Raw genomic sequence first — 26,230 nt, 5'->3', positions numbered from 1 at the left:
CCGCATTGTTTCCGCATCGTTTTTTTTCTTTTTCATTTCAAATAAAATATAACATAAGTGCAGTGCCGGTTTTCAACTGCACAGATATATTGCTTTTGCAATTCATTAAGCTGTGCATTGCAAAGTGTGCAGTCTTTTTTTTCATATATTGGTGTTGTTGTATGTCGTTTCAATATTGCTGACACTGTGTACTGTTCATTTCCGATGTGTGCATTGTTTTTGGCATTATGTCCTTAAGTATGCTTTATGCTGTCTTGTCCGATATTGCAGTGTGCACAGCTGCTGAAAAAACACATGCCTGCCTTGTGGTGAGTTGACAGTGTTAAGGTTTTGGCATAGCAGCCGATAGGATGGTAACTGAAGGCATTCCGGCAGTTTCCGGTCAAAGGGGTTCGTTTGAGTGGACAATCGGGAAACGGCGGGGAAGGAATGCGTTGCGGGTAAGCAGGAGGAACCATGAAGAAGGGCTTTGTACCTGTGGCCTTGCTGGCGCTGATTGCGGTGTGCGGTCTGTGCATTGTGCAGCAGGCTGTGGCGGGTGCGTATGTCGGGTCGGCGCGTTGCGGAGAATGCCACGAAACGGAATATGAAACGTTTCAGAAACACTCTGTAAAGGCTAAGTCATGGAAAAGTGTGTCCATTATGGCGTCAGATCTTACGCCGCAGGAGCTTGAGGGCTGCTACGACTGTCATACAACAGGGCACGGTAAAGGCGGTTTTGTAAGCATTGAAACCACACCGGAACTGGCCGACGTGGGGTGCGAGACATGCCACGGTCCCGGAGCGCAGCACGCGGAAACAGGCGATCCGGAAATGATAACCCGTAAGCCGGACATCAAAACCTGTGAAACGTGCCACAACGAAAGCCGCGTACAGGCATTCGGGTACAAGCCGCTGATTTCCAGCGGTGCCCACTAGGAGGTCTGTATGCTGCATTTCATCCGTAAATCCATAGGACTGAAGACGCTTACGCTTATTGCCGGCATATCCGTTGTCGTGTTCACCATACTTATAGGTGTGACCACCCAGCGTCAGTATGACGGCATGCTGGGGCAGATGGACACCGCACTCACGCGGGTTTCTGAGCTTATCAAACTGGCAACTGACGGTCCCATGCTGGTGGGCGATGATGACGGTACAAAGGCTCAGTTCGCTCTGCTTGCAAAACGGTATCCCGATACGCAGGTGTATATAACAAATTTTAAAAACAATATTACCTACAGCACGCGTACGGGCACAGTCCGCAAGGATGTGGAAGATGTTTTTTCCGACCCTTCGGTGCTGGCGCTTACCGAAAAGGCGGTGAAAACAGACGTGCACGAGGGATTGCTGCTCAAGGAGGGCGGAAAATCCTTCATGCTCCGCAGTACCAGCATTCCCAACGACGATTCGTGCCACCACTGTCATGGTTCGTCTCAGCCCATTCTGGGGCAGCTTGTGGTGGTCAAGGATGTCACCCCCATGGTCGCGGGTATCCATCGTCAGGTGCTTGAGACGGTGGCGTTTTCTGTGGGCGGACTGGCAACGCTGATCTGCATCGTGTTCTTTTTTCTACGCAAGACAGTCATCAAGCCCGTACAGGAGATCACCGAGGCCAGCCACAGAATCGCCCACGGCGAGCTGGAGACGCAGTTCACTGTCCATTCGCAGGACGAACTGGGCAAGCTGGAGAGCAATCTCGGCGAGATGGTGGGCAAGCTCAAGGAGCAGCTGGGCTTTTCGCGCGGGATACTGCAGGGCATGACCACGCCGTTTCTGGTTACGGATACGGAAGGCAATGTGACTTTCACCAATAAAGGCATGGTGGACTGTCTGTGCGAACTGGGTGATCCTGACCAGCATGTGGGCAAAGCCGTTGGAGAGTTTTTCTACAACGACGTGAGCCGCGAAACGCTTACCCACAAGGTGCTTGCCAACCGCAAGGCCATTACCGGCGTGGAGGTGGAATTTACCGACCGCGACGGTGAAACCCGCTACAGTGTGCTTGACAGCTCGCCCATATATGATCTGGACGGCAACCTGATGGGAGCCTTTACCGTTTGTACTGACATGACGGAATTCCGCCGCCAGCAGCGTCTGGTGGAAGAGCAGAATTCGCGCATCACCCGCGCGGCGGAAGCTGCGGGAGCCATCGCCGTACAGGTGTCTTCAGCTTCCGAGGAGCTTTCGGCGCAGGTGGAGCAGTCCAGTTCCGGCGCGGAAGAGCAGCGCAGCCTTACTGCCGAAGGGGCCACAGCCATGGAGCAGATGAACGCCACTGTCACCGAGGTGGCGCGAAATGCTTCCAATGCGGCCGAAATGGCGGGAAAAGCACAGGACGTGGCCAAGAACGGGGTTTCCGTGGTGGAAGATACCGTGCGCCACATCAACGATGTTGCACGACAGGCTGAAAGTCTGAAAACGGAAATGGGCGGACTGGCGGACAAGGCGGAAGGCATAGGCGAGATTATCAACGTGATTGAAGATATTGCCGACCAGACCAACCTGCTGGCCCTCAACGCCGCCATAGAGGCTGCGCGCGCGGGCGATGCCGGACGCGGGTTTGCCGTGGTGGCCGATGAAGTGCGCAAGCTGGCGGAAAAAACCATGAGTGCCACCCGTCAGGTCGTGGACTATGTTGGTTCCATTCAGGAAAGCACCCGCAGAAATATGGCTGCCACGGAACAGGCGGTGAAGCTGGTGGAGCAGTCCACGGCCATGGCCGGAGAGTCGGGCCGTACCCTGCATTCCATCGTCCAGATGGTGGTGGAGACGGCGGATCAGGTGCGTGCCATTGCCACCGCCGCCGAAGAACAGTCTGCCGCCAGCGAGCAGATAAACCGCTCCATGGAGCAGATAAGCCGCATTTCTTCGGAAACGGCCGATGCCATGAACCAGTCGGCACAGGCGGTTTCAGACCTTGCGCGGCTGGCTGTGGATCTTAACGCGATTATTACCGACATGCGGCGCTGACCGCCGCCCGATGTATGAAAAAACAAAAAAAGCCGGAGCAATACGCTCCGGCTTTTTGTTTTTGCGGCGGCGGGTGCCGGCTGCCGGAGAAGCCGGAGGACAGCAGACCGCAATGCTCTGCAGACGTCAGGGGCTCAGGCCGTGGCGGTGTTTTTTTCGCGCACCACCACAAATACTCCGGAAAGAACAAGCGCACTGCCCGCCAGTCCCACAGGCGGCAGAATCTCGTTCCACCACCAGTACGCCAGCACGGCAGCGGCCACCGGTTCCAGATTGGCCACTATGGCCGCCCGCGACGCGGCCAGCCGTTTGAGCCCTGCGCAGTAGGCAAGATATGCCAGCCATGTGCACAGAAAGCCTTCCATTATCAGCGCGAACCAGCCCAGCGCACTGTGCTGCGAAAAAGTGACCCACGGCAGCAGAGCCAGTGCCCCCGCAGGCAGGCAGTAGGAATACAGAGTGACTGACGAGTAACGGTGCAGGTAGGTTTTGCCGAAAACGTAGTGCAGCGAATAGCTGAAACCGGCCACAAGTCCCCACAGCACGCCTGCCGTGACCGACCCGCTGCCTGCGCCGCCGGACAGACTGACCAGCATGGTGCCGCTCATGGCCAGCGCCAGCGCAGCCAGCCTGTGCGGCGTAAGTGCCTCGGCAAAGCAGATACGGGCCAGCAGCGCCACCCATGCGGGTGCGGTGTAGAGCATTATGGATGCCAGCGCGGCCCCGCCTTCGCGCACGGAAATCTGATACGAGCCGAAAAACAGCGCTATTCCCACCAGACCGAACGCCGTGAACACGGGGGCATCACGCAGCCCGGCGCGCCACCGGCCGGTCACCGCAGCATGCGCCATGAAAAACAGCGCACCGGTAAGGCACCGCCAGAAGGCCACCTCCATGGGGGTGGTGCCTTCGTTAAAGCATATCTGGGCCAGCGGACCGATAAAGGCCCACATGAGCGCGGCCAGAGCAACATATACATATCCCAGTGCAGACTGCATGGCGGGGCTCCCCTGTGGTTGCCGGCGGCGGAGCAACCTGTTTTCATACTTCATTGTTCTGCAATACAGTGTTAAAAGACACAAAACAATCCTCCAGCAGGAGTCTGCCTATGCAACTGGGACGCTACAGATTTGACAGGATGGAGCTGGCGGGGTCGCTGGGCGATCTGGGCACCCTGCTGCCGCTGGCCGTGGGCATGATAATGGTTAACGGCCTGGATCCCATGGGACTTTTTTTTGCGGTCGGGCTGTATTATATCATCGCGGGTCACTATTACGGCGTTCCCGTGGCCGTGCAGCCCATGAAATCCATCGGCGGTTATGCTGTGGCCACAGGAGTGGGCACAGGTTCGGTCAGCGCTGCCTGTCTTATCATGGGGCTGGGTATGCTGGCTGTGGGCAGGTGGAATCTGGCCGAAGCATTGCGCAGGCATATTCCGCAGGCAGTCATCAGGGGGGTGCAGGCTTCCACCGGGGTGTTGCTGGCAACGCAGGGGGTCCGCTTCATGCTGGGCACCCATTCACTGCAACAGCAACTCAGCGAGCCTTTTCTGGGGCTCGGGGGGCTGGGCCCCGTGCCGTGGAGTCTCATTCTGGGGCTTGCTTTTCTGACCTGCGCGCTTTTGCTGCTTAATAATCCGCGTTTTCCCGCTGCGCTGGTGGTTGTGGGATCCGGTCTGCTGCTGGGGCTGGTTTTTTCCGATGCCACTTTCTCCTTCGGGCTGCATCTGCCGCGTCTGCTGCCGCTGGGGTTGCCTTCGCTGGCTGATTTCGTCTATGCGCTTCCTGTACTTGTCATGCCGCAGCTGCCCATGACGCTGGGCAACGCTGTCATTGCCAATGCCGATCTTTCACACACTTATTTTCCCGAAAGCAGTTCGCGGGTGACACCGCGTTCTCTTTGCTACAGCATGGGAGCGGCATGCACCGGGGCTTTTCTGCTGGGCGGCATGCCCATGTGCCACGGTGCCGGAGGTCTCGCGGCACATTATCGTTTCGGGGCCAGAACATGCGGATCAAACCTGATCATCGGCGCTGTGTTTGTGCTGTTTTCCGTTATGCTGGGAGCGGGTATGCTGGACGCGGTGCGCCTGCTGCCGCTGGCCGTGCTGGGTACGCTGCTGCTGCTTGCGGGCCTCGAATTGTGCCTGACGGTGCGTGATGTGCTGGACCGGAGCGGGTTGTTTGTGGTTTTCTGCATGCTGACATTGACGCTGACAACCAATCTGGCGGTGTCCTTTGTGGCGGGTACCGCACTTGCCCTGCTGATGGCGCGGGGCAGAATAACGCTGTAAGACAGGCTACGGAGAATACATGAGCGATAAAAGACAGTCTCTGGATATGACACCTCCGGCCCGTCGGAAGGGCGGACTGGCTATTCTGGCGGTAATAGTGCTTGTGGTTGCTGCTGCAGGCTATTTCCTGCTGCGTGACGGCGGCAGCGGCATTCCGCCTGTGGGGCAGACCGGCCCGTCCGGCCAGATGCGGCAGGCCGTGCCTGACCGGGAGGCTCCGGCCGGGCAGGGGGCTTTGCCTTCCGCCAATGGCTCGCGGTCGGGGGCGGAAGGGTCTGCCGCGGTATCTGCGGGACAGGCCGCAGGAACCGGACAGGCAGCGCCGGGCGGCATGATGGCCGGTGACAGTGCCGGCGACAGTGCCGGAGCAGGTATGGAACCGGACGCGGCCGCAGTGCCGCCGGTTTCCGAAGATTCCGTCATCGGGCCTGACTTCATCGATGATACGGCCCGCTGGCTGGTGGAAGGGTATTATCCGCGCGGCACATACCCCACTGCCCTTAACGAAGGAGTGGTGGTGCGTGATGTGAAAATGCTCAATACCCACGTGGGCGTGGGCATGCCCGGTATCCGGTGGCAGGGTGACGACATACGCAAGGCGCGCGAGGCCGTGCTGGCCTATGTGCTGTCTCCGGCCATGGTGCGGGGGCTGTATGATTTGTACAGCGGGCAGTTTATGACGGCGGTGGAGCGGCATGCCGACGGTCTCATGCGTGAACGCAGAGGCCGCGAGGTGAATCTTTCCGCCGCGGAAAAAAAGGAAATGTACGCTATTTACAGCCGCCTGATACGGGGGCTGGCCGCCATAGCCGAGAATGTGCTGGATATGCCCGATGCCGGCGGGCGTGTGCAGGGCTGCCTGCAGGCGCGCCGTGCCACGCTGGACGCCAACGCAGCTTTTGCCGAGGCGCTGCATACCTATCAGATGCTTGTGGAACAGAATGCACCATATGCGGAAGTGCAGCAGGCCCTGAAGGATAAAGATGCCGCCGGCAAGGCGTTTCAGCAGGCCATTGTGGAGCGCGAACGCAAGATAGCGGCTCTGGCAGCGGAACTGCGCCGTCCGGGCGTATCGCGCGCGCTGGACGATGAAGGCGCCGTATATGTTGCCATGTGGATAGCCCGCAGGCTGGAGACCGGAGCCGGTGTGGAACCTGCCCTGCGCGAGGCCGTGGACGTGCTGCGTGACGTGGCGCAGGAATTTGAGCGGCGTTCCCGCTGAGTGCGGCGGGCCGTCCTGCAGCGCGCTGCCAGTGGCGCGGCGGAAGAAACGTATCGGTAAGCGGAGGCCGGAGCAGTTGCTCCGGCCTTTTTGTAAACGCGCCGCCGCAGGAATGCGGCGGAATGTGACGGGGGAGAGCGCATGGCCTCGATGATTGTTCTGGAAGATTCTCCTGCGGTGCTGCGCATCGGGCCCGGTGCGGAGCACCGCGTCTCGGTGGCGGTGGTGGCTTTGCTGGGCACCGGAATGATGGGGGGCGCGGTGCTGGCAGCAGGCGATCCGGCGCTTACGGCTGTCTGCATTATCGGCGGGGTGGTGCTGGGGCTGGTGGCTTTGATGCTGCATAATCAGTCGCGGCAGCTGGAATGGAATCTGGACGAGCGTATGGTGTATGTTCTGGGCAGGCAGGCTTCGGACATGTATGCAGTGCCTTTTGCCGATATCGCCTGCCTGCGTCTGACAAAACGAAGGGTGGCCCGCAGTCTGGCGGGGGCTTCCATCACCTCGCAGCCGCCGGGCGGCCGTCGCGGGCGGGAACGCTATTATCTGGAAATGGCCATGCGTGACACCGGGTATGAAGGTATTGACCAGTCGTTCAACGAGTCCGAGCTGCGCGGGCTGTGCACGGTGCTGTGCCGGCGCACGGGGCTTGCGCTGTGTGACGAAACAGACGGGACCCGTAACCGTCCGGCCGCGGGCGATGCCGTGTCCTCTGTGGTGCTGCCCCCGCGCGAACCTTCACCTGCTTCGGTGCTGCGCAGAACGGCACAGGGAGTCGAATGGCCGCTTTCGCCGGGGTGGCCGGCCGTGGGGGTTATGTTCATGGTGCTTGCCAGCCTGATGGCCGGTGCGGGCTCCGCCTATATGCATGTCGCGGCGGGAGGGGACGCCAGCCCCGCGCTGATGATCATGGCGCTGGGCATTTCGTTTTTTTTCATGGTCATAGTGCTGGCGCGGCTGGCCCATGCCTTTACGGGGCGCGGCAGAATAACGGTACGCGGCGGGGTGCTGGTGCGGGAGCTGCTGAGCCCGCTGGGTAACAGAAGTCTGGAAGTTTCGCTGCGCGAAGTGGTGGCGTTGCGCGTCATTGCCCCGCGCACGGCTGTCTGTCAGCTTCAGGTGCTGGGCCGTACGGGACAGGCGGCAGTGCTGGCCAGTGTTTCCAGCGGGGTCACGCCGCTTACGGTGGGCGACCTGTACTGGCTGCGCGGTACGCTCAACCGTATGCTCGACCTGCAGCGCGCGGCAGAGCATGAAGAGCACCGCAGAAAGCAGGTCATGGAACAGGATTCTTCCGGCCCGCTGCAGTAGCGGCTGCACGGGGCTGCCGTCGGGTGTTGGCCGCCGCGGCTGTCCGGCCGCGGTGCTGTGCCACAGGCCGCAGTGTTCATCCGGGCAGATTTTTACGGGGTGCGTGTGCCTGTGTACACGGCCGCGGTACTTGTTTTTTCCGGCAGGTACGCTGCCGCGGCGGCGCGGCAGCGGCCGTCACCGTCTGCCGGATGTTCCGGCTTTGTAAAACGCGGAAAGGCCGGACCCGATGTCCGGCCTTTCACCAACCACACACTTTCTATGGAGAAGGCCTAACGCTCCTGCGGGAGCGCGGCCGAATCCGCTTCAGCGGTACGCTCTGCCTCGCGGTCTGCGAAGTAGGCGCGTGTTTCTGCCACAACAACACCGGAAAGACCGAGCAGACCGATGAGGTTGGGCACAGCCATCAGGCCGTTGACGATGTCGGCAAGCAGCCAGATGAGGTCCAGATGGACAAAGGCGCCGATGGCCACCAGTCCGATGTATATCAGCCGGTATGGCAGAATGCCTTTGACTCCGAACAGATAGGTTGTGCAGCGCTCACCGTAGTAGTTCCAGCCGAGAATGGTGGTGAACGCAAAGAACATGAGCCCCACGGTAACAACCTGCGGTCCCATGCCGCCCATGCCCAGAGCAAAAGCCGTGTTGGTCATGGCCGCTCCGGCCAGAGCACCGTCATTCCATACGCCGGTCATCACCAGTACAATGCCGGTCATGGAGCATATGACAATGGTATCGAAGAAGGTGCCTGTCATGGCGATAAGTCCCTGCCGGACGCAGGAGTCCGTGCGGGCTGCCGCCGCGGCGATGGGAGCGGAACCGAGACCCGATTCATTGGAAAAAACGCCGCGCGCGATGCCGCTGCGCATGACCATGAGCACAGACATGCCTGCTGCTCCGCCGAATGCCGCCGAAGGATTGAATGCCGATTCGACGATGAGTGAAACGGCGGCGGGCACCTGACCGAGGTTGAGCATGAGCACGATGAGCGAGGCGCCCAGATAGAACGCAGCCATGAAGGGGACAACACGCTCGGCCACTCTGGCTATGGAACGGATGCCGCCCAGTGTGACCATGGTGACCAGCGTGGTAAGCACGGCCGCGGTGCCCCATGAGGGAATGCCGAAAGTCAGCTGTGCGGCGTCTTTGATGGCGTTGACCTGAGCAAAGGTGCCGATGCCGAAAAAGGCCACCAGAATGCCGAACAGCGCAAACATGCGTGCCAGCAGACGGCTGCCCAGCCCCCGCTCAAGATAGACCATGGGGCCGCCGGTCATCTGTCCGTTGGCGTCTTTTACGCGGTACTTAACCGCCAGCAGGCATTCTGAGTATTTTGTGGCCATGCCGAAAAACGCGGCTATCCACATCCAGAAAAGCGCACCGGGACCGCCGGCCGCAATGGCCGTTGCCACGCCCACGATGTTGCCCGTGCCGATGGTGGCCGACAGAGCGGTGCACAGTGCGGCAAAAGGGGAAACATCCCCCTCGTTCTGGTGTCCCTTGTCGCGGCTGAAGACCAGCGAAAGCGCCATGGGCAGGCGCCGTATCTGCATGATGCCCAGTCTGAGGGTAAGGTAGATGCCGGTGCCGACCAGCAGGGCCAGCAGTGGCGGCCCCCACACGAATGCATTGATAGATTGCAGTAGAACAGTAAGGTCAGTCATCTCTATTTCCTTGAAATTGTTAAATTCCCAGGTAGAGACGGACTTCGAGTCTACTTGAAGAGGAAGCGGCGCTGCGCGTTGCGCAAAGCGCAATGAAGGCTAAGTGGTCCCTGACGCACGGCCGTGAGGGTGCACTGCGTCATAAAGGGCCCTCTGTCCTTTTACCTGAGAGTTTCACCGGTCGTGGAGGAGATCTACGACCGGCTTGCTCCTTCGGTGCTCCCACAGGGGGAGTCTCTCCAGAGGCTCGTCAAACAGCAGTCCTTTTGCCTGAAAGATTTACTTCTTCGGCGTTTCCGTCCGGGGGTGTGGAACGGCGGAAATCTCTCCTGCTGTCGTCATCCGAATCCAATACAGGGACAGTCTGTTTACTCAACCGGAAAAAAGAAGGCAAGAGGAAAACGCATTTTTTGCATAATGTGCTGTTTTTATAAAGATTGAACGGGGCAGGAAGTGGCGTGGGCATCTGCGGCGGCTGCACAGAGGGCTGTGCGCATGTGCACTGTGCAGCCGCTGCAGTGGACATTTTGTGTACCGGTACGGCGCTGCCGTTGTGCGGCATGCGCCCTCAGTCCAGACTGCCGCCTGCGGGCTTCACGATATGTTCCAGCAGTTCGCGCGGGTCTGTCACAGGCTGCGAACAGGTGTAATTTTCGCACACATAGGCACACGCCGTGCGTCCTTTGTGTGTAAGATGCCGGGTGAAGGGCGCGGCCTGAGCCAGTTGTCCGGCATTCATGGGCGTGCGCAGCAGCAGGCATGTATCCGGACTGTATGCCGAAGCCACCGTGGTCAGCAGTGCTTCCGTGTCGGGAGAGTCCTGCTCGCCGCTTACCACCACGGTGCGTCCGCCGCCGGAAAGAAAATCCACTCCGCACAGCAGCATGGTGTAGCCTCCGGGCATGTGGCGGACCTGTGTGGAAAGCCCTTCCAGCAGACGGCGGGCACTGTGTTCATGTTCCTGATTGCCCGTCAGCCGTGCCAGCCGTGCCAGATTGAGCAGCGTGACGGAGTTGCCCGAAGGGCAGGCGGCGTCATACGCTTCCACCGGTCGCATCAGCAGGTCGGGGGCATCCGCCGCGGTCAGGTAGTAAACGCCGCTTGTCCCGTCTCTGTGCAGGGTATCCTGCACCTGCTGCAGCGCCGCGGCTTCGCGCAGCCAGCGGACTTCGTGTGTGGCTTCGTACAGTGCCGTCAGACCGGCAATGAAGAATGCGTAATCATCCAGACAGGCAGTTACCGATGCCTTGCCGTTGCGCCAGCGGTGCAGCAGCCTGCCGTTGCTGTCGCGCATGGCTGACAGAATGAAATCGGCGGCACGGGCGGCGCATTCGGTGTAATGCGGTGCATCAAACGCCATACCCGCCGTGGCCATGGCTGTTATCATCAGTCCGTTCCAGTCGGTCAGCACCTTGTCATCCAGATGCGGGCGCGGACGGCGGCTGCGGGCCTGTATCAGCGTGGCGCGGATTTCGTCCACCAGCTGGGTCAGGGTATGTTTCTCCATTCCCAGCTGACCGGCAAGAGCGGAAAGCGGCGCCGGAAGATGCAGAATATTCAGGCCGGTTTTCCGACCGGTGGACTCGTCGTGGTAATTACCTTCTTCCTGCAGGTTCCATATCTTTTCCGCCAGCAGCGCGTCTTCCCGGGAAAGCAGTCCGCGGATTTCCTGCAGCGTGAAAAGGTAGAAAAAACCTTCGCCTCCGGGCGGCAGCCCCATGGCGGCAAAATGAGGGGGCGCGTCGCTGTCGGCATCTTCTGCTGCGTAAAAGGCTCCCTGAGGCGAGGTCAGGTCGCGCATCACATACATCATTATTTCTTCTGCGGTGCGCCTGAACAGAGGTCTGCCCGTCAGCTGCCAGCCGCGGGTATAGGCCAGCACATGCATGGCCTGATCGTAGAGCATTTTTTCAAAATGCGGCAGCAGCCATTCCTTGTCGGTGCTGTAGCGATGAAAGCCATAGCCCGCATGGTCAAAAATACCCCCGAGCCGCATGGCTTCGAGTGTATGGGAAACCATGCCGGTCAGCTGTGCGCGCCGGGCGGCATCCTGTGTGCGGTGCGCGTGGCGCAGCAGCAGTAGCAGCGAATGCGGCGCAGGAAATTTGGGCGCGGACCCGAACCCGCCGTGGCGGGCGTCATATCTCTGGCACAGGGTATCCACTGCCTGCCGCACGGTGGTGTCGTCAGGCGCGCCGCCGCCGGAAGGGCGCAGCAGTCCTTCTGCATGCCGTCGCATGTGTTCCGCCACAGAGTCTGCCGATGCGGTGACATCGGCGCGTTGTTTGCGCCATATGTCGCGGATGCGCGGCACCAGCTCAAGCATGCCGGTGCGTCCGCCGCGGGAAAGGCGCGGAATGTAGGTGGCGGCAAAAAAAGGCCTGCCGTCCGGCGTCATGACAATGGTCAGGGGCCACCCGCCGGAGCCGGTAAGCATCTGACAGGCTGCCATATATATGCTGTCTATGTCGGGACGGTCTTCGCGGTCGACCTTGACGTTGATGAAAGCTTCGTTAAGCAGAGCGGCTACGGCTTCATCCTCAAAGGATTCGTGCGCCATCACATGACACCAGTGGCATGTGGAATAGCCGATGGAAAGAAACACGGGTTTATCTTCGCTGCGGGCCAGCGCAAAAGCTTCTTCACCCCAGGGATGCCAGTCCACGGGATTGCGGGCGTGTTGCAGCAGATAGGGGCTGGACTCGTTGATCAACCGGTTGGGGCGCTGTGCTGTCATCGGGCACTCCCTTTGGCGTCTTCGCTGTGCGTGAAAAGCATTAACCGGATTATTCTGCCTGTGTCACGGGTGCATGCAAAAATCATCCCCGTGCAGGGCGGGACGGCAGTGCGGTCTAGTCACGGTGTGCCGTACTGCCGGAAACAGAAGACACTGCGTCCATGGCCGTAATATAATGCCCCCGGTGCAAATGACCAGTGCCGAGCCGCGCACCGGTGCTGTAACAGCGGTGGCGCAGGCTACTGCAGACCGCCGGTACGGAATGCTCCGCCCGCAAGGTAGAAAAGGGTTTTGATGCCTTCCAGCAGCAGATTGCGTGCCGCGTCCTGATCGTTCCACCAGCGCTGCGGAAAGGGATCATACGGACTGCCGGCGGTCAGGATGCTGCAGCGGGGCAGGGCATGGCGGAAGACCATGCCCGCACGCGGGGCATGGACCGGTGCCGTCACCACCAGAACGGTAAGTTTCCGGTCACCCAGTATACCGGCCAGCGCTTCTGCCTCGCCCACGGTACTGATAAGATCATAGCCGTACATGCGGATATCGCGCATGGGCACGCCCTTGTCCGTCAGAATGCGGACATACATTTCCGGCTCGTCCGGCACCCGGTAACCGTGCTGCTTCATTACTCCGGCTTCGCGGCGGGGACGCGTGCGCGAAACATACACGACCGGCGCATAGCCCCTGTTGTACAGGTCGGCCGCAAACATGGCGCGGTGCAGTCCGCCGCCCAGCACAACCATGACATCGGCTTTGCGGGGGGGATATTCTGTTGTGGCATTGCCGGCAATCCACAGCAGCCCGCCCGCGCCCAGCACGCACAGCAGTATGGCGGCTGCGCCCGCGACGGCAAGGAACGTTTTTACAGCGTGCAGAGTGCGCTGCCGGCGGGATATGTGGCGGACCCTGCCGCCCGCGCCCGATGTGTTGCCGTCGGCGGCAGGGCGCGTGCCCTGCTTTTGCCGCGGGGCGGAAGAGACCGCCCGTCCGGCTGAAGAAGCCGCGGCGGCAGACGGAATTTTCTGTACAGCGTTGGAGCGGGATGAGTGTTTGCGGCGTTTGTCATCGGCGGAGTCTGGCATGGCTGCAACCTGTGGGCATGAATTGTTGAAGCGGGTGAACAGTCTGCGCGATGGTATACTGTCGCGCCGCTGCGGGCAATGCATGGCTGCGGTGTGCGGGAACAGCGGCTGCACCTGTGTACCGCATGATGTAGAAGCGCTGTTTAAGCCGGTGCGGCGCGCAGACCTCCGGCAGCATACGGTATTGCGGCTGCGGGGAGAAGAGCGCGGAAGTGCAGGGGAATGAAAAAGGCCGCACGGGGTATGCCGTGCGGCCTTTCACTGTATGAGCTGGCAGGGTCATCAGGCACAGATGCCCGACGCGTCCGCTGCGGCGGGTTTACGGGCAGAGCGCGGCTTCCTGCGGGTAGATGGCATCATAGCGGCTCTTGTATTCCGCAAAGGTTCCCTGTGCGATGGCTTCACGCGCACCGCGTACAAGGTCGAGAAAGTACGTCAGGTTGTGAATGGAGTTGAGTCTGTATGACAGGATTTCCTGCGCATGGAAGAGATGGCGCAGGTACGCCCTGCTGAACGTGCGGCAGGTGTAGCACGAACAGTTGGGGTCAAGCGGTCCGTCGTCTTCTGCAAACTCGCGTCGTTTGATGTTTATTTTACCGGCCGATGTATACAGCGTGCCGTTGCGGGCATTGCGGGTGGGCAGCACACAGTCGAACATGTCTATGCCCGCGTTGATGCCGTTGATGATGTCCAGCGGGGTGCCCACACCCATGAGATAGCGCGGTTTGTGCGCGGGCAGCATGGGGGCGGTATGATAGAGAATATCCATCATTTCCGTTTTGCTTTCTCCCACCGACAGCCCGCCCAGTGCAAAACCGTCAAAGTCGATGCGGGTCAGCTCGCCTATGGATTCCTCGCGCAGGTCTTTAAAAAAGCCGCCCTGCGTGATGCCGAACATCAGGTTGCCGCCGCTGCCCGCGGGATAAGCATCGCGGCAGCGCTGCGCCCAGCGGGTGGTCATTTTCAGCGAGCGGGCTGTGTAGTCTTTGTCCGCGCCGTAGGGCACGCATTCGTCAAGCACCATCATGATGTCGGAGTTGAGATTGCGCTGGATGGAAACGACTTTTTCCGGCGTGAAAAGATGCTTGGAGCCGTCCAGATGCGAGCGGAACTCCACGCCTTCTTCGGAAATACGCCGCAGACCGCTGAGGCTGAAAACCTGAAAGCCGCCGCTGTCGGTAAGTATGGGCTTGCGCCATGCGTTGAATTCGTGCAGCCCGCCGCGCCGCGCCACCAGCTCGTCACCGGGGCGCAGATACAGGTGGTATGTGTTGCCGAGAATTATTTCAGCGCCGATGGCATCCAGATCGTCCGGAGCCACGCCTTTCACACTGCCCACCGTGCCAACCGGCATAAAGATGGGCGTGCGCACCGGTCCGTGCGCTGTCTGCAGCACACCGGTACGCGCCTTGCCGTCCGTCGCGTGTAGCGTAAATTCACCAATTGTTGCCATGGCGCGCACCATAGCCGCGACAGGGAGTCTTGAAAAGTCAAAAACGCCGCCCGAAGCCGGAGTGCCGGAAAAATGTCATGGCAAAGTAAAAAATAATTGCCCGTTATGAACTAAAAAAACAATACAATGAAAGTAGGACTCCAAGTACCGCCCAGGGCGGCGCACAGTGCGATGCCGTTTTTACCATTATGATTTCTGTACCAACTTTCCCGAGGGGGTTTCATCATGAACGAAATCAAGATTAAACGTAACGGCAAGGATGACCTCGTTTTTACCGGTGAAGAGCTTGTGACCGTTGATGACCGCGAATGGATGGGCGTTGCGCCCAACTGGTGGGAATTGAAACTGTACCGTTCTGCCGTGGGCAAATACATTCTGGCTTCAACCTTTCATCTGAACTACCCCAGCAGAAGCCGGATGTACGGTGCTGTGGTTTTTTCATCTAAAAATGACGTGGCGGAATATCTGCGCGAGTGCAACAGCCCCAACATGATAGTGGACGCCTTGATGCGTCGCGCCAGTCTGCACGAACGCCGCGCGGAAGAGCGCAGCACGGCCATGCACATGCCTTTCGTGGAGGCACTGCTGGAAGCGGGCGCCGGTGCCGCATCCTGAATTTTACGCCATGAAGCATGAAAAAGGCGGCCTGAATTCAGGCCGCCTTTTATAAGCGGGTAAGCAGGTGCGCAAAGGGCGGTCAGTTAAACAGTCCCTTCACCGCGTTACCGACTTTGTCGGTCTGCTCTTTTACTGCATCACCGGCGGTGCCGGTTTGCTCCTTAAGCGTTTCTGCGCCCTTGCCCAGTCCTTCCGTAATGCTTTTGGCTGCCTCGCGCATGCCGCTTGTGGCTGCCTTGCCCACGGCATCGTTCAGCGCGTTGAATATCTGTTCAAGAGCCTGTGCGGGGCTGGTGCCCTGCTTTTCACGGCCGATATCCTGCAGACTGATGACGGGCAGGGGAACGGTAATACCTTTGCCGCCCAGTTCTGTCAGTGCCAGACTTACCTGACCGCCGCGCACGACGAATTTATCGATGATCACTTTGCGCTGGCTGCCGGATTCGGCAGGCTGTTCCTGTGCCGGAGTCTGTCCGCTGCCGGAGGCTACGGCCTTTTTAACGTTGTTCAGCAGCGCGGTGAAGTTGTCCGTCCTGCCTGATTTTTCGTAGATGATGTCAGGATTAACTATTTCCACAAGGTTGATGACGATGGTGTTGCTGGTCAGCGTGTCCTTGTTGATTTTTACCAGCACGCTGTCCACTTTCATGGCGTGATCGCTCTGGAATCCTGAGGGGTTGCCCAGCACAAATCCTTTGAGCGAGCCTTCTCCGGACATGAACGACACATCGGCACCGGACAGCGAAACCTTGGCCTGTGTCAGTTTGGGGCCGAATGTGTTTACGGCTTTTTCAATAATGGGATTGATGGACAACACCAGTGTGACCACAAGACCTGCAATGATAACGCCCAGTACGGCCACAAGGGCCAGCAGTTTTTTCATGGCGATTCTCCTCGGATGGTGTGAAAAGGCAGCTTTGAATATTGTATAGGGTAAATATGCCGTCGGGGCAACCGGTGGCGGTGTTTTTCAGCGGCGGGCATAGCAGTATACGCATCCGAACCGGCAGGTGCCGTACCTGCCTATGTCTGTACTGGGGGCGCACAGACAATGCTCTCTCTGGTTTTTGTCAGTGGCGGATGCGCCGGTCGCGTTGCCGCCGATGCGCTGCAGCAGGGCTGCATCCACGCAGGGTGCTGCCAGCGGCAGTGATGCATGTATGCCGGTGACCGGTGTGCAGCAGGTTTGCAGCGTGATGTTATGATTTGCCGCTATGCTGTGCAGTGCGGCCGCCATGGCGGCTTTGGCGTGTTCACCGGGCAGGTGCGTGTGCACTCCGCTGCGGGCCAGCGCGGCCAGCGCCCTGCGGGTTTTGACGTATGGTTCCACAAAACTGGTTATGCATCGCTGCGTGCAGCCTTTCAGGGCAGCGCACAGCCGGGCGAAATTTTCTTCGTGCCATTGCGCCGGAGTTATGTCGGTAATGATGACAGGGTCGTACCGCCATATCACTCTGGCCGGACCCAGCCGCACAGCCAGCGAGCGGAAACTGTCGACCGCCTGCTGCATATCCGGCGTGCGGGCTTCCAGAGCGCGGGGATATCCGGTGATGGTCCATAAAAAATAATAGGGAATCTGGCGTGCATCCACTTCATGCAGCCACGGTGCAAGCGGGGCTGCGTTGCGCGTCCAGAACACGATGCCGTCCACGTCCTGCGGCAGCAGCGAAATGATGCGCTGCCGGGCGGGATTGAACGGGTCGGGCACCTGACACCGCCCCTGCCGCAGGCTTTCGATGAACCATGCGGTATGGAATGCGGGCAGGTCGGTGCGGCGCGATGCCGAAATGATGCGCGGGTGTCTGGTGTCCATGGCTGCAGCCGCGGTGCGGCACCGCGGCGTGTTTTCCGCTGTCTACAGGCCGTGGGGCAGCTGCCGGTACAGCAGTTCGTCCAGTGTATCGAGCAGTTCCTGATACAATCCGCCGCTGTCCATGGGAGGCCCGAACAGCGCTGCACGCTGGTTGCGCAGCGATTCACGCGACACGGTTTCCGGAAATGTTTTGGAAAGCGTCATGGCAAGTCGTTCTGCCAGCAGGTATCCTTTCACTCCTTCGTGGAACAGGGCCAGCTTGCGCATGAACGGCTGCCGCTGTTCCTGCCAGAATGCAGTGCATTCGGCGGTGGGCGGGTTGGATACTGCTGTGACCACAGCGGCATACAGGTTGTTGAGGTTTGCGCCGGGTATGCCCGCACGCCAGCCTATAAGCCATGCGTTGCGTTTGAAAAACAGACAGTGGTTGCGTCCTATGGTGACAATGTCGTCAAAGATGCCGCGGGCATGCAGCAGGTCGGGGTCTAGCCATGCGGCCTGCTGGTTTTCCAGATCCCATGCGGGAACGCGCTGCAGAGGCGGTTCTATGCCCCCCAGCGTGCGGATGATGTGCAGCAGCCAGCGGTTTGCCGTGGGTGAATCAGGCGTTTCCAGATGTGTGTAGCTGAGCACATAGCGGCCTTTGCCGTACCGTCCGGAAAGTATGCAGGGCTGATCTTCCAGAAAAGTGGGCCGCAGCCGGATGTCGTACAGTGATTCCCACTCTGAAAACGTGCCGGGGGGCAGCGTATCCAGCGGCAGGTCTGCCACCCAGAAATCGTCGCAGGGAGTGGTGTATGTGGCCAGTACTTCCACGTCGCCGGTTTTTTCCGGCGCAAATCTGCCCGGCCACCAGATGGGCACCGGCGGCTCGGCGCAGGCATCCGTGCACAGGTCTGCGGGAACAAGGTCATGGCCCCGCGCCACGCGGGCATGCACATGGCCGCTGACAAAATGCTGCATTCTGTCGGTAAAGCGGGCACGCCCCCACGGGCACAGCCCCAGCCCCTCGCTGCCGGAAAGCCCCAGACCGGCCCCGCCACAGAACCCAACATAAGCCCCGCCGCCGCGGACATAGTCGCGGATGGCCTGCATTCCGGCGGCTCCCAGCGCCACGGATTTCATGCGGGCGTTGCCGCCGGGAACCAGCAGCAGTGCGGGCGGCTTGCCAGAAAGCAGTCCCTGCGCTATTTCTTCCCCCCTGACAAGCCGGTAGGGCAGGTCGAGGGACTGCGCAGTGCGCCACGCCAGCAGCCCCCAGATATGCGAGGCGTCCCACAATATATAGATGCTTGACATCGTTCTTCCGCTCATTAAGAATTGACCACTTGGCTGCCGTCAGGCGCAGCCATACGGTTTGTCTGTATATTCGGGTATCTTACCAATCCCCGCCGGTAATTGCAAAAGGCTCACGCATCCCTTTGCGGGTGCGTACCACATACCAATAGTATAGTTCCGGAGTTTTTCAAAATGGCCGAAAACGCGCTACCCAAAGGCTACGAGCCGCAGGATATAGAAAACCGGTGGCGGACCCACTGGGAGGAAAACAAGACGTTCACGCCGGACCCCGATGCCCCGGGTGAACCGTATTCCATTGTCATTCCTCCGCCAAACGTCACCGGCGCACTGCACATGGGGCACGCGCTCAACCTTACCCTGCAGGACATTCTGTGCCGTTTTCACCGCCAGAAAGGGCGCAAGGTGCTGTGGGTGCCCGGTACCGACCACGCGGGCATAGCCACCCAGAACGTTGTGGAACGGCAGCTTGCCAGAGAAGGCAAGGGACGTCACGACCTGGGACGCGAAAAATTTATCGAACGCGTGTGGCAGTGGCGTGAAGAATACGGCAACCGCATTCTGAGCCAGATACGCAAGATGGGTGCCTCCGTGGACTGGACGCGTGAACGCTTCACCATGGATGAAGGGCTCTCGCGCGCTGTCAGACAGGTTTTTGTCAAACTGTACGAAGACGGCCTGATCTACAAAGGCAACTATATCATCAACTGGTGTCCGCGCTGCCATACCGCGCTGGCCGACGACGAAGTGGATCATTCCGCCGAAAAGGGTGCCCTGCACTATGTCAGGTATCCTCTGGAAGACGGTTCCGGTCATCTGACCATAGCCACCACCCGTCCGGAGACCATGCTTGCCGATACCGCCATTGCCGTGCATCCCGAGGATGAACGGTTCAGCCATCTTATCGGCAAATACGCCATACTGCCTCTGGTGGGCCGCAAGCTGATAATCATCGGCGATAAATATGTCGACCGTGAATTCGGGACAGGCTGCCTCAAGGTAACCCCAGCCCATGACCACAATGACTGGGAACTGGGCCGCAAGCACGGGCTTGAGGTGCTGAACATCCTTACCGACGACGGTGTGCTGAGCGAAGATGCCGGTCCCGACTTCGCCGGGCTGGACTGTGCCGCCGCGCGCAAGAAGATTCTTGTCATGCTGGAGGAAAAAGGCTTCCTCGACCGCATAGAGCCGCACGAACACAATGTGGGCCACTGCTACCGCTGTAAGACCGTGGTGGAACCGTATGTTTCCACCCAGTGGTTTGTGGCCATGACTAAACTGGCCCCCCGCGCCCGCGCCGCGGTGCCTGCCCAGACTCAGATTTATCCCGAAAACTGGGAAAAAACGTACTATAACTGGCTCGATAACATCCGCGACTGGTGCATATCCCGCCAGATATGGTGGGGGCACCGCATTCCCGCGTGGACCTGCGAAGACTGCGGCGAGCTTATTGTCGCCATGGATGCGCCGCAGGCCTGCAAATGCGGCAGCACCAGACTGACACAGGACGAAGACGTGCTGGATACGTGGTTCTCTTCGGCGCTGTGGCCTTTCAGCACGCTGGGCTGGCCTGACAGTACCGAAGAACTGAAGCAGTTTTATCCCACCTCCGTGCTGGTGACCGGTTTTGACATCCTGTTTTTCTGGGTGGCCCGCATGATGATGATGGGTCTGCAGTTCATGGACGAGATTCCGTTCCACCATGTGTACATCCACGCGCTGGTGCGCGACGAACACGGCAAGAAAATGTCCAAATCCACGGGCAACGTCATTGACCCCGTGGAAATGATAGACAAGTACGGCACAGACAGCCTGCGGTTCACCCTGACCGCGTTTGCCGCCATGGGGCGCGATATAAAACTGTCGGAAGCCCGCATCGAAGGCTACAGACATTTTATCAACAAAATCTGGAATGCCGCACGGTTTGCTTTGATGAACCTGCCGGAAGAACAGCCCGCGCCCTGCGACCTTGCCGCAGTGCAAGAGCTGCATCACCGCTGGATTCTGCACCGTCTTGAAGAAGTTAAAAGTTCTGTGGACAGCGCGTTTACCGGTTACCGGTTCAACGAGGCTGCGCAGACGCTGTACAAGTTCTTCTGGAACGAGCTGTGCGACTGGTACCTTGAGCTTTCCAAGCCGGACATGCAGGCCGGCGGTGAACGCCGTGCCCGCGCACAGTTTGTTCTGTGGACCGTGCTTAAGGAAGTGCTGGTGCTCATGCATCCTGTCATGCCTTTTGTCACTGCGGAAATCTGGAACGTGCTGCCCGGTGTGGCCGGTACCGACATTGCCTGCGCAAGCTACCCCGAGACCCGCCCCGCATGCGTTTCACCTGATGCGGAAAAGCGCATGGCGCTGGTGCAGGGAGTCATTTCCGCCATCCGCACCATCAAGGCGGAACTGAATATCGCGCCCACCACACGCCTGAACGCGCTGGTGCGCACGGTTTCTGATGCGGCGCTGGAAGAACTGGAAGCCAGCCGTGAGGTCATAAGCGTGCTTGCACGCCTTGAAGGGCTGACCATGGGCGCCGATGCTGCGGGCCCGAGAGCTTCGGCTTCCGCCGTGGTTGAAGGCAATGAAGTCATTGTTCCGCTTGCCGGACTGGTGGACTTTGAAGCCGAACTGGCGCGGCTGGACAAGGAGCTTGGCAAGGTGGGCAAGGAAAAGGAAAAGCTGGAGGCAAAGCTGGCCAATGAAAGCTTTGTGAGCCGCGCCCCTGCCGACATTGTTGCCAAGGAGCGTGCCCGCTCGCAGGAACTGGCCGAAACGCAGGAAAAGCTTGAAAGTCTGCGCAAGCGCCTTGCGGATGCCATGGATTAGCCCTAAAACAGGGCAGCTTATGTGATTATGCTGCGGGTGCGCCGCGCCGGTACCGCACCGCCTCGGCGCCCCGCTTTTTTTTACGGGCCGCGGCCCGCATGATGTGTCCGTTTCTGTGCTCCGCCGGAACGTTTTCTGCCGTCAGTCAATGGCGTCAGGCATGGTTCCGGCCCTGTGGTGCGGCTGCGCCGCAGGGCCGCCGGTCAGGTCGGACAGACCGTTCCGGACGCAAGCACCGCGCGGGGCATACGCCGCACAGAGCATTTTATAGACGCCGGAGCGCTCCGGCCCATACGGAGGAAGGATGAAAGTTTACCTGATCGGTGCCGGTCCCGGCGACCCCGGACTGCTGACCATCAAGGGCCGTGATATTTTGAAGCGCGCCGATGTCATTGTGTACGACTATCTGGCCAACGACGCTTTTCTGAATTACGCGGCCCCCGGCGCGGAAATCATCTATGTGGGCAAAAAAGGCGGCGACCATACCCTGTCTCAGGAAGGCATCAACAGGTTGATTGTTGAGAAGGCCAGAGAAGGCAAGGTGGTGGCGCGTCTCAAGGGCGGCGATCCCTATGTGTTCGGACGGGGTGGCGAAGAAGCGGAAGAGCTGCTTGACGCCGGCGTGAACTTCGAGGTTGTGCCGGGAGTCACTTCGGCTGTGGCAGGCCCCGCATACGCCGGTATTCCGCTGACGCACCGCAGCTATTCCTCCTCCGTTTCATTCATAACCGGCCACGAAGATCCTTCTAAGCCCGAATCGGCTCATAACTGGAAGGCGCTGGCCGCCAGTGCCAGCACGCTGGTGTTCTTTATGGGCATGAAAAATCTGCCCGAAATTTCGCGCAAGCTCATTGAGGCCGGCATGGACCCCGATACGCCTGCGGCGCTTGTGCGCTGGGGTACCACATCGCGCCACCGCAGTCTGGCAGCCACCATTGCCACCCTGCCGGAAGAAGGCAAAAAAGCGGGATTTTCTTCTCCCAGCCTTATTGTTGTGGGGCATGTGGTCAAACTGCGCGACCGGCTGAACTGGTTTGAGCAGCTGCCGCTGCTGGGCAGGGGCATTGTGGTTACCCGCGCCCGCGAACAGGCCAGCGGACTGGCAGCCAGCCTGACGCAGCTGGGAGCGGAGGTCATTCAGTTTCCCACCATTCTCATCCGCCCGCTGGAAGATTATGCTCCCGTGCATGACGCCATTCGCAGGCTTGCCGAATATGACTGGCTTGTTTTCACTTCTGTGAACGGCGTGAAACATTTCTGGCAGCAAATGGGCCTGCTGGGGCTGGACAGCAGAGCGCTGGGCGGTGTGAAAGTGGCTGCCATCGGACCGGCAACGGCGGACGTGCTGCGTGAAAAAGGGATAGAGCCTGATTTTATTCCTGAAAAATATGTGGCCGAAGGCGTGGTCAAAGGAATGATAGAGCGCGGAATGGACGGCAGCAGGGTGCTGCTGCCCCGTGCGCGTGTGGCTCGCGAAGTGCTGCCGGAAGAGCTTGCCCGTGCCGGTGCGCGTGTGGATGTGCTGCCGGTATACGAAACCGTGCCGGGCGACGCCAACCGCAGTCACGTGCTTGAAATGCTGGAAGAGGGCCGCATTGACTGCATCACCTTCGGCAGTTCTTCCACTGTGGACAATTTCTTTTCACTGGTTGAACCGGAAGCCATGCGCCGGTACGAACATGTGCATATGGCCTGCATAGGACCGGTAACCCGTAAGACTCTGGAACGCTACGGTTTCACCTGTTCCATCCAGCCGGAAGATTATACCATTCCGGCACTGGTGGATGAACTGGTGCGTCAGCTTGGCGCGCAGTAGCGCATCGCTGCTCAGCTGTCTGGCGGGCCGGTTTTCCGGCCCGCTTTGTTTTAACAGCCTGCAACTGCGGCGCGGCTGCCTTTTTCTTGCGGCCCGGGCCGAAGCAATCTACCCTGTGCTGAACTGACAGGTAGCCCGCACCGGCTGGCGCCGGACTGCGGTCTGGTGCATCATGCTCCGTCATCTCTGCAGCGGAGATGCTTCGGTAAGCAATCAACACAGCGAGGACTTCATGAACCGTATAGGAACAGTGCGCGCGGTATGCATCAGTGAACGCAAGGGAGAACGCAAGCAGGTGGTCGATGCCATCGAGCTGCGCGAAGATTACGGTGTTGCGGGTGATGCCCACGGCGGTTCGGGAAGGCAGGTGAGCCTGCTTGCGGTGGAAAGCGTGGATAAAATGCGTTCGCGCATGCCCTCGCTGGCTGCAGGTGATTTTGCCGAAAATATTCTGGTGGAAGGTATCGCGCTCACCCGTCTGTTGCCGGGGGCCAGGCTGCGCATCGGTTCCGGTGTTGAGCTGGAAATCACGCAGATAGGCAAAAAATGTCATAACAAGTGCAATATTCATAAAACCGTCGGGTTCTGCATCATGCCTACAGAAGGTGTGTTCGGCCGCGTGTTGTGCGGAGGCACTGTGAAAGACGGTGATCCCGTGCATGTGTTGTGATACGAGATGATGTTGTTACGGCTGCCCGTCATGTGCGGCGTGCAGTGTCTTTGATTATAGCAGGACAGGAGGCATTATGCCGCTGCAACTGGCGGTGCTGGCATCGGGCAACGGGTCAAACCTGCAGGCCGTGCTGGACCGCGCTGCACAGGGTGTGCTGGATGTACAGGTGCGCCTTGTGGCGTCCAACAAGGAAGACGCCTGCGCCCTTGATCGGGCGCGGTGTGCAGGCATTCCCGTGTGGGCGCGCAATCACGGCAGTTTTGCCGGCAGAGAGGAATTTGACGCGGCGCTGGTGGACGCCATACGGGCCAGCGGGGCCGACACCATCATGCTGGCGGGATACATGCGTCTGCTTACACCGTATTTTCTCAATGCCTTTCCGGGCAGGGTGCTCAATGTGCATCCGGCCCTGCTGCCCAGCTTTCCCGGAGTAAGGGGAGTAGCCGACGCCGTGGAGTACGGTGTGCGTGTGGCAGGGTGCACAGTGCATTTTGTTGATGAAATAATGGACCACGGACCGGTGATCATTCAGGCGGCTGTTCCCGTGTCTGCCTGCGATTCCCGCGATGACGTGCTGCAGCGGGTGCATGCGGCAGAGCACCGCATTTATCCTCAGGCATTGCAGTGGCTGGCCGAAGGCCGGCTGTCGCTGCAGGGCCGGGTGGTGCATCTGGCACCGTCACGGCGTCCTGCGGCCGGTGCAGCGGCGGATATGCTGGTTTCGCCCGCGCTGGAACAAGGTTTTTAACTCTTCCGGGCAGAGTGGCTGCCGCGGTGTGCCGTGGCGGCATGTGCACCCGTGCGGCCGCTGCGGCCGAGGTCCGGTGCCGTTTGCAGCGGTGCATGGTATAAAGAAGGCGGACAATGGATATATCTTCCGTGAATCTGAATCTGCTTGTGGCGCTTAAGGCGCTGCTGGACGAAGGCAATGTGACCCGCGCGGCGGAACGGCTGCATATCACACAGTCCGGCATGAGCAAAAATCTTGCGCAGCTGCGTGAACTGTTTGACGATCCGCTGCTTGTGCGCTCCGGCAATGCGCTGGTGCTTACCGAGCGTGCCCGCGAGCTGGAAGGGCCGCTTGAGATGGTGCTGGGCAATGTACATGCTCTTTTCGAGGCACAGCGGTTTGACCCTGCAACCTGCCGCCGTTCGTTTACTCTGGCGGTGACGGACTATGTGGCGCAATACATTCTGCCGGATGCGCTGGGGGCCATTCTTGCCGCCGCGCCGGGCATCGACATTCAGGCCATCGGGTGGGAGCCTGACAGCATGCGTGCACTTGCCGAAGGCAAAATCGATATGGCCACATGCCTGACAGAAGGCGTGCCTGCCTCTGTGGAGCAGCTGCGTGTGGGGGAAGACCGCTTTGCCTGTCTTATGCGCGCGGGGCACCCTCTGGCAGCTGCAGGAGCCATGAGACTTGACAGATATGTGCAGGCGGACCATGCGGTTATCACCATAGGCGGCGACAAGGTGCGCATAATCGACAGGGTGCTGGGCAAGCTGGGGCATTCCCGCAACATCAGGCTGCGGGTGCCGTTTTATGCCTCTGCCGTGGAAATAGTTTCGCGGACGGATCTGCTGCTTACCCTGCCGGCGCATGTGGCGCGCAATGTCATTCAGGCGCGCAACCCCAGTGAACCGGCCCTTGCCTGGGCTCCGCTGCCGTTTGCCGTGGATTCGTTCGAATATTCCATCATATGGCACGCCCGTTTTCATGGCGATCCCGGACACCGCTGGGTGCGCGAGATGCTTTTTGCGCAGATGCAGTCCTCACTTTTTGCACATTGATATGCGGCGGGATACCGCCGTGCAGTATTCAGGAGCTAGTATGACAGAGTCGGTGCTGACCCTGCTGACCATCTGTTTTTTTGCCCGCATGACTCCGGGACCGGACATGCTGCTGATCATCCGTCATGCCACGGCCGCCCCGCGGGGCGGAGCGCCGCGTGCTGCCTATGCCTGCGTTCTGGGTGTTTGCGCCGGGCTCAGCGTGCACGTTGCGCTTTCTGTGCTGGGGCTTGCACTGGTGCTTAAGACGTATCCTCTTGTGTTCCGCGGTATCCAGATAGCCGGAGCTTTGTACCTTTTGTATATAGCGGCACGGTGTCTGGCTGCCGCCCGCGGGGGCGGCGGTTCGCTGTTCGCCGCGCGCAGCACGGCACCTCAGGCCGGCATGGCACAGGGATTCCGTGACGGGCTGTTCTGCAACCTGCTCAACCCCAAAGTCACGTTGTTTGTGCTCAGCGTGTTCACCCAGTTTGTTTCGCCGGAATCAGCCATGGGTGACAAGGCCCTGTATGGCGGTGTCATTGTGGCGGAAGCTCTGGTCGGATGGGCGCTTTTTGTCCGTTTTCTGGATACGCCTTTCGTACGGCGGGTCTACGACGGCAGGCAGGGCGCGCTGAATCTGGTAACAGGCCTGCTGCTGGGTGGACTCGGCTCCGTGATGCTGCTGGGGCGCGACTGAA

20 protein-coding genes and 2 riboswitches are annotated in these 26,230 nt (G+C 59.8%); of the genes, 12 read left to right on the top strand and 8 right to left on the bottom strand.

What is annotated here, in order from left to right; translation table 11 throughout:
- The first annotated feature begins 456 nt into the window (after positions 1-456).
- Together ACZ5D1_RS12595 and ACZ5D1_RS12590 are read left to right on the top strand one after the other, a co-directional pair.
- On the top strand, positions 457-918 hold the full coding sequence (locus tag ACZ5D1_RS12595; RefSeq protein WP_011368654.1) for a cytochrome c family protein: 462 nt from the start codon (positions 457-459) through the stop codon (positions 916-918).
- Positions 919-927: 9 nt separating this feature from the next.
- Positions 928-2,952, top strand: coding sequence for a methyl-accepting chemotaxis protein (locus tag ACZ5D1_RS12590; RefSeq protein ID WP_464555038.1), 2,025 nt, complete (start codon positions 928-930; stop codon positions 2,950-2,952).
- Between the two features lie 134 nt (positions 2,953-3,086).
- Here ACZ5D1_RS12590 and ACZ5D1_RS12585 read toward each other — a convergent pair whose 3' ends face one another.
- On the bottom strand, positions 3,087-3,950 hold the full coding sequence (locus ACZ5D1_RS12585; RefSeq protein WP_464555037.1) for a DMT family transporter: 864 nt from the start codon (positions 3,948-3,950) through the stop codon (positions 3,087-3,089).
- A gap of 110 nt (positions 3,951-4,060) precedes the next feature.
- On the opposite strand from ACZ5D1_RS12585, the gene ACZ5D1_RS12580 reads away from it, so the two are divergent.
- The 3 genes from ACZ5D1_RS12580 (at position 4,061) to ACZ5D1_RS12570 (ending at position 7,778) form a co-directional block, all read left to right on the top strand.
- Positions 4,061-5,245, top strand: a complete 1,185-nt coding sequence (locus tag ACZ5D1_RS12580) for a putative sulfate/molybdate transporter (RefSeq protein WP_464555035.1) — start codon at positions 4,061-4,063, stop codon at positions 5,243-5,245.
- A gap of 19 nt (positions 5,246-5,264) precedes the next feature.
- On the top strand, positions 5,265-6,467 hold the full coding sequence (locus ACZ5D1_RS12575; protein ID WP_464555034.1) for a hypothetical protein: 1,203 nt from the start codon (positions 5,265-5,267) through the stop codon (positions 6,465-6,467).
- A gap of 141 nt (positions 6,468-6,608) precedes the next feature.
- Positions 6,609-7,778 carry a hypothetical protein gene (locus tag ACZ5D1_RS12570; RefSeq protein ID WP_455696843.1) on the top strand — a complete coding sequence of 390 codons (1,170 nt, stop codon included), beginning with the start codon at positions 6,609-6,611 and terminating at the stop codon, positions 7,776-7,778.
- 272 nt (positions 7,779-8,050) lie between these two features.
- Here the strand turns inward: ACZ5D1_RS12570 and ACZ5D1_RS12565 are convergent, their stop codons facing one another.
- The 4 genes from ACZ5D1_RS12565 to tgt form a co-directional block, all read right to left on the bottom strand.
- Positions 8,051-9,442 (bottom strand): alanine/glycine:cation symporter family protein, encoded by a 1,392-nt coding sequence (locus tag ACZ5D1_RS12565; RefSeq protein ID WP_464555033.1) that lies wholly within the window; start codon positions 9,440-9,442, stop codon positions 8,051-8,053.
- Between the two features lie 150 nt (positions 9,443-9,592).
- Positions 9,593-9,688, bottom strand: a riboswitch (glycine riboswitch).
- 2 nt (positions 9,689-9,690) lie between these two features.
- A riboswitch (glycine riboswitch) is annotated at positions 9,691-9,784 on the bottom strand.
- A gap of 226 nt (positions 9,785-10,010) precedes the next feature.
- Entirely contained in the window at positions 10,011-12,179 is a 2,169-nt protein-coding gene (locus tag ACZ5D1_RS12560; RefSeq protein WP_273193785.1) for a thioredoxin domain-containing protein, read from the bottom strand.
- A gap of 239 nt (positions 12,180-12,418) precedes the next feature.
- The gene (locus tag ACZ5D1_RS12555; protein WP_464555031.1) at positions 12,419-13,261 is read right to left on the bottom strand and encodes a YdcF family protein; all 843 of its coding nucleotides are present in this window, start codon (positions 13,259-13,261) and stop codon (positions 12,419-12,421) included.
- Positions 13,262-13,580: 319 nt separating this feature from the next.
- Entirely contained in the window at positions 13,581-14,714 is a 1,134-nt protein-coding gene (gene tgt, locus ACZ5D1_RS12550; RefSeq protein WP_027182460.1) for a tRNA guanosine(34) transglycosylase Tgt, read from the bottom strand.
- 225 nt (positions 14,715-14,939) lie between these two features.
- Between tgt and ACZ5D1_RS12545 the strand changes: the two genes are divergently transcribed.
- Positions 14,940-15,329, top strand: coding sequence for a hypothetical protein (locus tag ACZ5D1_RS12545; RefSeq protein ID WP_464555030.1), 390 nt, complete (start codon positions 14,940-14,942; stop codon positions 15,327-15,329).
- A gap of 82 nt (positions 15,330-15,411) precedes the next feature.
- On the opposite strand, the gene ACZ5D1_RS12540 is transcribed toward ACZ5D1_RS12545, so the two are convergent.
- The 3 genes from ACZ5D1_RS12540 to ACZ5D1_RS12530 all read right to left on the bottom strand — a co-directional run bounded on the left by ACZ5D1_RS12540 (position 15,412) and on the right by ACZ5D1_RS12530 (position 18,444).
- A complete protein-coding gene (locus ACZ5D1_RS12540; protein ID WP_011368641.1) occupies positions 15,412-16,215 on the bottom strand; it encodes an AsmA family protein in 804 nt (267 codons plus the stop codon).
- A gap of 87 nt (positions 16,216-16,302) precedes the next feature.
- Entirely contained in the window at positions 16,303-17,145 is an 843-nt protein-coding gene (locus ACZ5D1_RS12535) for a DUF1848 domain-containing protein (RefSeq protein ID WP_464555029.1), read from the bottom strand.
- Between the two features lie 42 nt (positions 17,146-17,187).
- Positions 17,188-18,444: a BPL-N domain-containing protein gene (locus ACZ5D1_RS12530; protein ID WP_455696847.1), complete on the bottom strand. Its 1,257-nt coding sequence runs from the start codon at positions 18,442-18,444 to the stop codon at positions 17,188-17,190.
- A gap of 171 nt (positions 18,445-18,615) precedes the next feature.
- Here ACZ5D1_RS12530 and ACZ5D1_RS12525 point away from each other — a divergent pair, with 171 nt between their 5' ends.
- The 6 genes from ACZ5D1_RS12525 (at position 18,616) to ACZ5D1_RS12500 (ending at position 26,229) form a co-directional block, all read left to right on the top strand.
- Entirely contained in the window at positions 18,616-21,267 is a 2,652-nt protein-coding gene (locus ACZ5D1_RS12525) for a valine--tRNA ligase (RefSeq protein ID WP_011368638.1), read from the top strand.
- Between the two features lie 304 nt (positions 21,268-21,571).
- A complete protein-coding gene (gene cobA / locus ACZ5D1_RS12520; RefSeq protein ID WP_011368637.1) occupies positions 21,572-23,083 on the top strand; it encodes a uroporphyrinogen-III C-methyltransferase in 1,512 nt (503 codons plus the stop codon).
- A gap of 241 nt (positions 23,084-23,324) precedes the next feature.
- Positions 23,325-23,753 carry an MOSC domain-containing protein gene (locus ACZ5D1_RS12515; RefSeq protein WP_464556555.1) on the top strand — a complete coding sequence of 143 codons (429 nt, stop codon included), beginning with the start codon at positions 23,325-23,327 and terminating at the stop codon, positions 23,751-23,753.
- A gap of 76 nt (positions 23,754-23,829) precedes the next feature.
- Positions 23,830-24,504, top strand: a complete 675-nt coding sequence (gene purN, locus ACZ5D1_RS12510; RefSeq protein ID WP_464555027.1) for a phosphoribosylglycinamide formyltransferase — start codon at positions 23,830-23,832, stop codon at positions 24,502-24,504.
- 116 nt (positions 24,505-24,620) lie between these two features.
- Entirely contained in the window at positions 24,621-25,550 is a 930-nt protein-coding gene (locus ACZ5D1_RS12505; RefSeq protein ID WP_027182464.1) for a LysR family transcriptional regulator, read from the top strand.
- A 40-nt stretch (positions 25,551-25,590) separates the two neighbouring features.
- Complete coding sequence (locus tag ACZ5D1_RS12500) at positions 25,591-26,229, top strand: LysE family translocator (protein WP_011368633.1); 639 nt, start codon at positions 25,591-25,593, stop codon at positions 26,227-26,229.
- Position 26,230: the final 1 nt, after the last annotated feature.

Source organism: Oleidesulfovibrio vietnamensis (assembly GCF_055388115.1).
The sequence above is the reverse complement of the archived record's forward strand: the minus strand, read 5'-3'. Positions and strand labels throughout refer to the sequence as shown.

Coding starts and splice junctions, on each gene's coding strand:
- purN (WP_464555027.1), top strand. CDS start 23,830: ATGCCGCTGCAACTGGCGGTGCTGGCATCGGGCAACGGGTCAAACCTG.
- tgt (WP_027182460.1), bottom strand. CDS start 14,714: ATGGCAACAATTGGTGAATTTACGCTACACGCGACGGACGGCAAGGCG.
- ACZ5D1_RS12525 (WP_011368638.1), top strand. CDS start 18,616: ATGGCCGAAAACGCGCTACCCAAAGGCTACGAGCCGCAGGATATAGAA.
- ACZ5D1_RS12590 (WP_464555038.1), top strand. CDS start 928: ATGCTGCATTTCATCCGTAAATCCATAGGACTGAAGACGCTTACGCTT.
- ACZ5D1_RS12530 (WP_455696847.1), bottom strand. CDS start 18,444: ATGTCAAGCATCTATATATTGTGGGACGCCTCGCATATCTGGGGGCTG.
- ACZ5D1_RS12565 (WP_464555033.1), bottom strand. CDS start 9,442: ATGACTGACCTTACTGTTCTACTGCAATCTATCAATGCATTCGTGTGG.
- ACZ5D1_RS12505 (WP_027182464.1), top strand. CDS start 24,621: ATGGATATATCTTCCGTGAATCTGAATCTGCTTGTGGCGCTTAAGGCG.
- ACZ5D1_RS12540 (WP_011368641.1), bottom strand. CDS start 16,215: ATGAAAAAACTGCTGGCCCTTGTGGCCGTACTGGGCGTTATCATTGCA.
- ACZ5D1_RS12595 (WP_011368654.1), top strand. CDS start 457: ATGAAGAAGGGCTTTGTACCTGTGGCCTTGCTGGCGCTGATTGCGGTG.
- cobA (WP_011368637.1), top strand. CDS start 21,572: ATGAAAGTTTACCTGATCGGTGCCGGTCCCGGCGACCCCGGACTGCTG.
- ACZ5D1_RS12555 (WP_464555031.1), bottom strand. CDS start 13,261: ATGCCAGACTCCGCCGATGACAAACGCCGCAAACACTCATCCCGCTCC.
- ACZ5D1_RS12580 (WP_464555035.1), top strand. CDS start 4,061: ATGCAACTGGGACGCTACAGATTTGACAGGATGGAGCTGGCGGGGTCG.
- ACZ5D1_RS12500 (WP_011368633.1), top strand. CDS start 25,591: ATGACAGAGTCGGTGCTGACCCTGCTGACCATCTGTTTTTTTGCCCGC.
- ACZ5D1_RS12545 (WP_464555030.1), top strand. CDS start 14,940: ATGAACGAAATCAAGATTAAACGTAACGGCAAGGATGACCTCGTTTTT.
- ACZ5D1_RS12535 (WP_464555029.1), bottom strand. CDS start 17,145: ATGGACACCAGACACCCGCGCATCATTTCGGCATCGCGCCGCACCGAC.
- ACZ5D1_RS12585 (WP_464555037.1), bottom strand. CDS start 3,950: ATGCAGTCTGCACTGGGATATGTATATGTTGCTCTGGCCGCGCTCATG.
- ACZ5D1_RS12570 (WP_455696843.1), top strand. CDS start 6,609: ATGGCCTCGATGATTGTTCTGGAAGATTCTCCTGCGGTGCTGCGCATC.
- ACZ5D1_RS12560 (WP_273193785.1), bottom strand. CDS start 12,179: ATGACAGCACAGCGCCCCAACCGGTTGATCAACGAGTCCAGCCCCTAT.
- ACZ5D1_RS12575 (WP_464555034.1), top strand. CDS start 5,265: ATGAGCGATAAAAGACAGTCTCTGGATATGACACCTCCGGCCCGTCGG.